The organism is Dactylosporangium darangshiense (assembly GCF_039537565.1).
Lineage (GTDB): Bacteria > Actinomycetota > Actinomycetes > Mycobacteriales > Micromonosporaceae > Dactylosporangium > Dactylosporangium darangshiense.
The window spans coordinates 525,036-530,125 of sequence record NZ_BAABAT010000004.1 but is presented as its reverse complement, the minus strand read 5'-3'; the positions used below and the strand labels follow the sequence as shown (position 1 = coordinate 530,125).

The following is a 5,090-nucleotide window of genomic DNA, read 5'->3' as shown; positions in this document are numbered from 1 at the left end:
GCGTCGACCTGCTCAACAACCCCGACCTCGTGGCCACGAACTCCTCGATCTCCTGGCAGACCGGCCTGTGGTACTGGATGACCGGCACCGGCAACGCGGGCACGACGTCCCACAACGCGATGGTGAATGGCCAGGGCTTCGGCACCACGATCCGCGCGATCAACAGCATCGAATGCAACGGCGGCAACACCGCGCAGATGCAGAGCCGGGTCAACCTCTACAACCAGTTCGTCGGCATTCTGGGTGTACCCGCGGGCGGCAACCTGACCTGCTGACCCACGCCCGGACAGGGCGCTTCGGGTTCCACGAACACCCGGAGCGCCCTTTCCCCTTGCGGGCTGATCGCAGCACCGTTGTCAATCTATGATCCGCGCATGGCCAGCGCAGGGCTCACGCCGTAGCGTTCAGCCCTGACGGCCGCATCCTGGCCACCGCCGGCGGAGACGCATCGGCGAAGCTGTGGAACATCGCCGATCCGGCCCACCCCGCGCCGATCGCCACCCTCACCGGCCACACCGAAGCCGTGGCTGGGGTTGTGTTCAGCCCCGACGGGCGGACCCTGGCAACCGCCGGCTGGGACGACACGGCCAAGCTGTGGAGCCTCACCGACCTGGCCCGGCCCTCGACCACCCCGTCGCGTTGATCCCACGACGCAACGGGCCGCGTCCCGGCTACACATTGGACGGTGGGGATGAGTAATCGTGACTATCTCGTTGGAAGGCGAGGCGGTCGATTGCTCTACGGTGTCCCCCATGGATGACGAGCGATTCGTGGCGGGCGGTGAGGCGCTGGAGGGCGAGGTGCTCGGCCCCTCGACGCGAGGCGCGAAGGACAAGCCCAAGGAGCCGGCGTCGGCCGGCTCGGCCCTCGCGGGGTGCGGGCTCGTGTCCGCGGCGATCGCCCTCATCGTCGGCTTCTTCATGGTCCTCTGCACCGGCGGCTCGGCCGGCCCCGGGCACTCGGGCATCGGCCTCGGGCTGCTCGTCCTCGGCATTCCCGTGGTGGTGCTCTGCGTCGCCGTGGGCATCTTCGAGCCGGCTCCCGGCATGCGGCTCCGCGCCGGCCTGCTGGGCGGCGCGGGGCTGCTGGTGGCGGTCCTGTCGCTGACCGCCGGGCTCGCGGCGCTGGGCGGCCAGGCGGTGCGCTGGATCGACCCGGCCGACTACACCGGCCGGTACGGCACCAGGGTGACCGCGAGCATGCCGGAAAAGTGCGAGAACGACACGCACGTGTACACCAGCGGCGCGAAGGGCGCCGACGCCGACATCGTCTGCGAGCGCTCCACCTGGCAGCTCGACGGCAAGCAGTACCAAGGGACGATCATCCTCGGCTGGGACGACGTCGACCAGAAGACCGGCTTCGGCATCCCGGAGAGCGCCGAGGCGTACGTCATCGGGGACAAGGGCTACAGCGTCGCCCGGGTCGGGCGAGTGGAGAACGTCGGGCGCTGGGGCGGGGTACCGCTGTGGTGGCTCCTCGGCCTCCCCGTCGCGGCGCTGGGCTTCCTGCTGCTGGCCAGGTCCGGCTGGACGGTCCCGAAGCCGAAGCCCGCCGGCGCGCCGCTCAAGAAGCGGTCGCCGCACTGATGGGTGGTACGGCCGGCCTTCCGCGTGATCGCAGGAGCTGCGCCGCCAGGGTGTCGAACAGCCAGGTCTCGCTCTTGTCGTAGGACCAGCCGTGGCGGGTCAGGCCGTCGTACACGGGCGTGTCGGTCAGAGTGGCGAGCATGGCGACAGCATCGGCCTCGGACACATCCGGGGACAATGCGCCGAGCGCCGCAATGCGGCCGACCGTAGCCGCCGCGCCGGCGCGGTGTTTGGCCAGCCCTTCCGCGTAAGCCTGACCCATCTCAGGCTCGGAGCCGGCGGCCGACGCCAGCACCTTGATGATGGTGGATCCGCGCTCGGCGACCTGGCGGGTGATCCGGATCGCGAGCCGCAGGACCTCCCGCGGGTCCGTCGCCACCCCTAGGGCCTGCGCCAACTCCGGTACGCCGGCCTCGAGGTCGACGGTCTCCAGCAGACCTTTCAACAGCAGCGGCTTGGCTCCGATGCTCGCGTACACCGTCGGCACCGCGACACCCGCCTCCGCCGCGATGTCCGCGATCGCGGTAGCGGCATAGCCCCGCCCGGCAAACAGCCGCAACGCCGCGTCCAGGATGTCTCGCCTGGTCTCCGCCGCCTGACGGGCACGCCGGCTGATTGGCCTTGACATGCCGATAGCTTAGAGGTCTCCTTATTAGAATCGACTTCTATCCAGTAGAAGTGACCTTTAATAAACGGAGGTTACCGATGACGACGGAGCGCGAAGACCGCGGCTCGACCGCGATGCTCGGTGGTGCCGCGCTGTGCTTTTTCGTACTGGTCCTGTTCCAGAACGTCCTGCGCGGCATCCTCGGGCCAACGGCGAAAGCGTCTACATCGGACATCTCGGTGCTGCTGCACGAACACGCATGGTCGGTCCACCTCATGGTGGCCACCTACCTCGTGGGATTCCCCGCGCTGTTGTGGTTCAGCACGAACATCGGGCCGTGGTGCGAGCGGCGTAACCCGGCGGCCGCCGCATGGGCCCGGCTCGGCGCCGCGTCAGCGATCGTCGTCGCCGTGCTGTTCGGAATCATCAACGTCGTACAGCTGACGATGGTCGCGGCGCGCGACCAGCTCTCGGCCGATCCGACCTTGGCCGGTCTCCTCTGGACGTTCCACAATGGAGTGTTCACCGTGAACATGGCGGGCGTCGGTCTCGCCCTGCTCGGCCTGGGGCGCGCGGCCGTCCTCGCGCGCCTGGTCCCGCGCTGGCTCTCGCCCGTCATGACTCTCGGCGCGGTGCTGCTGCTCGTCGCCGCCGTCCCGGCGGTCGCCGTCACCACCGGGTCGCCGTGGATCGGCCTAGGGTACGCCGGGTTCGTCGTATGGCTGCTGTTCCTCGCGATGGCCGGTGTCGCGCTGCTGCGCGGACCGCGGCCCATCGCGAGCGAACCGACCGAATCGCTCCCGGCCGCAGAGCGCGTCCCCACCCAGTGACCCACGGCCACCCGCACGCCCAGCCACATCGGCGACAAAGCCAGCCCCAGCAAGGACGACGGTCCAGCAGCGGATGTGGACCCGGACGACGCATGCCGTCTCAGCCAGCGTGACGAACTCGTCCGCGCACGCCACAGCAAGCATCCCTGCACCGACTCAACCGACACGCACACCGACAGCAGCCAGCGCGACTGCCCCAGCGCTGCCGGCGACCGGCTCGGCCATCCGCACATGGGCCCGCGCCCAAGGGCTTCCGGTCGGAGTCCGTGGCCGCCTACCCGCCGACGTCGTGGCCGCGTACGCGACTGCCCACGGCCTGGCCGCCGCTTCCATTGACGACCAGCGGCTTACCACGAGTCCGTGAGTTGCGCGGGTGCTTGTCCGCTGATCCCCTCGATGCGAAGTCCCAGCGCCTGATCTTCGCGGTTCTCACTGCAACATGCAGCGGGGCTGAACTGGCATCCCGTCGCGCGGGATTGATCTTCCATGGCAGCTAGCGCAAGCCACTTTATGCAGGAAACGAAATGTGACCTTCCCCATGCTGCCAACACTCTAGCTGCGTAAATACAAGATCGTGAAGAGTTGACGTCATCAAACCATTGACAAAAACGCCATACCCAACCCAAAAATAATTTCTAGCGTCCTGAGGAGTATCTCGACCTCCAGGCATTTGGGTCCCTTACGACCGGATTTGTCTGTCTTCTCGTGAACACCCTGCCTCCACCCCCTCGCTTTGCTGTGCCCAAAATCGTTGGCATCGGGAAGCAGCAAGGGCGGATACCGAGCCGACAGAACGGGCGGCCTGCTGTAGCGAGCAGGCCGCCCTTGCTGCCTCCGGCGTCCAACAACACGGAGGTATGCATGACTGTACGGAACAGCGGTGCTAGCCACGCAAGCCGGCCTGTGGCAACTATTTCGTCACGGGACCGAATAGCACTCGGATGTGCGACCGTCGCGGGAGGCAGCCTCGTCGCCGTCTCCGCGTTCGCGGCGCTCGGCGCGCCAGCTCCGGCTTTCACCGCTGCCGGCGGCCTGGGCTGCGCCGCCGTCACCGCACTTGGCGTGTACTTCGGGCGCCGGCAATAACGCCTGGCGACAGACCTGACTACACAAGGCATGAAACGCCCCCTCAGGAGATCCCTGAGGGGGTGTTCTGGTGGTAGCGGGGGCAGGACTTGATCCTGCGACCTCTGGGTTGTGAGCTGGCCTTAAGCCGTTTCAGCTGTCTCGTCCGGTGTCGCCCGATGCGCCCTGGCCAGAGCTTTAGCGGTCGGAGCGTCTCACGTCTCAGGTGTCACATGCGGTCTCTCGGAACGATCCATGTTCCGCGGCAACGGCCGCGTATCGTCTCATCAATCCCGTTCCGTCTCGGACGTGTCGAGACGTCCTGGCTACACATTTGGCTACAGTCACGGCCGTGTCGGACCGGCGCGCTCAGCTGCCGATGTGGTCGGCTGGCGCGGTCTGCAACAGCCAGGCCAGGGGCATCTTGGCCGTCACTTCGTAGGTGGTGCCGTCCGGGCCGAGCTGGTACAGGGTCACCGTTTGCGCTGGGTCCCGCGCCACCGTCCAGTACTGCGGAATACCAGCCGCCGCATACTCCGACACCTTGGCGCCCTGATCTATCGCCTCGGAGCCGCGCGACACGATTTCGATGACGAGCACGAGATCGGCGACAGCCAACCACACAGCCCGCGGCTGCGGTCGCGACCACACGGTGAGGTCCGGAATGCGCCCACCGTCCCCGTCGGGTCCGGGAATGCGAACGCCCGCAACCTGCATGATCTGCTCGAGCGGCCAACCCGCCGCGATCAACCACGCCATCAGGCGAGTAGCGATGACGGCATGCTCGCTGTCCGGAGGCGGCACGACGGAGAGAACCCCCTCGGGACTGGTCTCATACCGCCGCCCGTGCGTGTCCGCGGAGATCATGGCGGCCAGGTCGTCGAGCGTGATGATGGCCGGCATGTGCCTGCCAACAGCCTCCGCGCTCATGCGCCGATGCTACCTCCCCCACCTACAAGACCCTTCGCAAGCAAGGCAAACGGCCCGAGCGACTTTCCCGAG

Annotated in this window: 7 protein-coding genes and 1 pseudogene; 6 read left to right on the top strand and 2 right to left on the bottom strand. The window is 67.5% G+C overall.

The window, feature by feature from the left end:
- From ABD901_RS12310 to ABD901_RS12295, 4 genes and pseudogenes are all read left to right on the top strand, one after another.
- Positions 1–275, top strand: a 275-nt coding sequence (locus tag ABD901_RS12310; protein WP_345124557.1) for a chitinase, incomplete at its 5' end; no start/stop codon positions are given.
- Positions 276–400: 125 nt separating this feature from the next.
- Positions 401–454, top strand: a pseudogene (locus ABD901_RS12305) (hypothetical protein); the annotation flags it as partial.
- Between the two features lie 3 nt (positions 455–457).
- A complete protein-coding gene (locus ABD901_RS59010) occupies positions 458–643 on the top strand; it encodes a WD40 repeat domain-containing protein (RefSeq protein WP_380139803.1) in 186 nt (61 codons plus the stop codon).
- A 109-nt stretch (positions 644–752) separates the two neighbouring features.
- Positions 753–1,586 (top strand): hypothetical protein, encoded by an 834-nt coding sequence (locus ABD901_RS12295; RefSeq protein ID WP_345124553.1) that lies wholly within the window; start codon positions 753–755, stop codon positions 1,584–1,586.
- Here ABD901_RS12295 and ABD901_RS12290 read toward each other — a convergent pair.
- Positions 1,564–2,214, bottom strand: coding sequence for a TetR/AcrR family transcriptional regulator (locus ABD901_RS12290; protein ID WP_345124551.1), 651 nt, complete (start codon positions 2,212–2,214; stop codon positions 1,564–1,566). The genes ABD901_RS12295 and ABD901_RS12290 overlap by 23 nt on opposite strands.
- 50 nt (positions 2,215–2,264) lie before the next feature.
- Here ABD901_RS12290 and ABD901_RS12285 point away from each other — a divergent pair, with 50 nt between their 5' ends.
- Positions 2,265–3,023 (top strand): DUF4386 family protein, encoded by a 759-nt coding sequence (locus tag ABD901_RS12285; protein WP_345124550.1) that lies wholly within the window; start codon positions 2,265–2,267, stop codon positions 3,021–3,023.
- A gap of 73 nt (positions 3,024–3,096) precedes the next feature.
- Positions 3,097–3,387 (top strand): Lsr2 family DNA-binding protein, encoded by a 291-nt coding sequence (locus ABD901_RS59005; protein ID WP_380136908.1) that lies wholly within the window; start codon positions 3,097–3,099, stop codon positions 3,385–3,387.
- A 1,070-nt stretch (positions 3,388–4,457) separates the two neighbouring features.
- On the opposite strand, the gene ABD901_RS12280 is transcribed toward ABD901_RS59005, so the two are convergent.
- Entirely contained in the window at positions 4,458–5,018 is a 561-nt protein-coding gene (locus ABD901_RS12280; RefSeq protein WP_345124548.1) for a Uma2 family endonuclease, read from the bottom strand.
- Between the last annotated feature and the right edge of the window lie 72 nt (positions 5,019–5,090).

Excerpts from the sequence above, each read along its gene's own strand:
- ABD901_RS12295 (WP_345124553.1), top strand. The coding sequence starts at position 753 with ATGGATGACGAGCGATTCGTGGCGGGCGGTGAGGCGCTGGAGGGCGAG.
- ABD901_RS12290 (WP_345124551.1), bottom strand. The coding sequence starts at position 2,214 with ATGTCAAGGCCAATCAGCCGGCGTGCCCGTCAGGCGGCGGAGACCAGG.
- ABD901_RS59005 (WP_380136908.1), top strand. The coding sequence starts at position 3,097 with ATGTGGACCCGGACGACGCATGCCGTCTCAGCCAGCGTGACGAACTCG.
- ABD901_RS12280 (WP_345124548.1), bottom strand. The coding sequence starts at position 5,018 with ATGAGCGCGGAGGCTGTTGGCAGGCACATGCCGGCCATCATCACGCTC.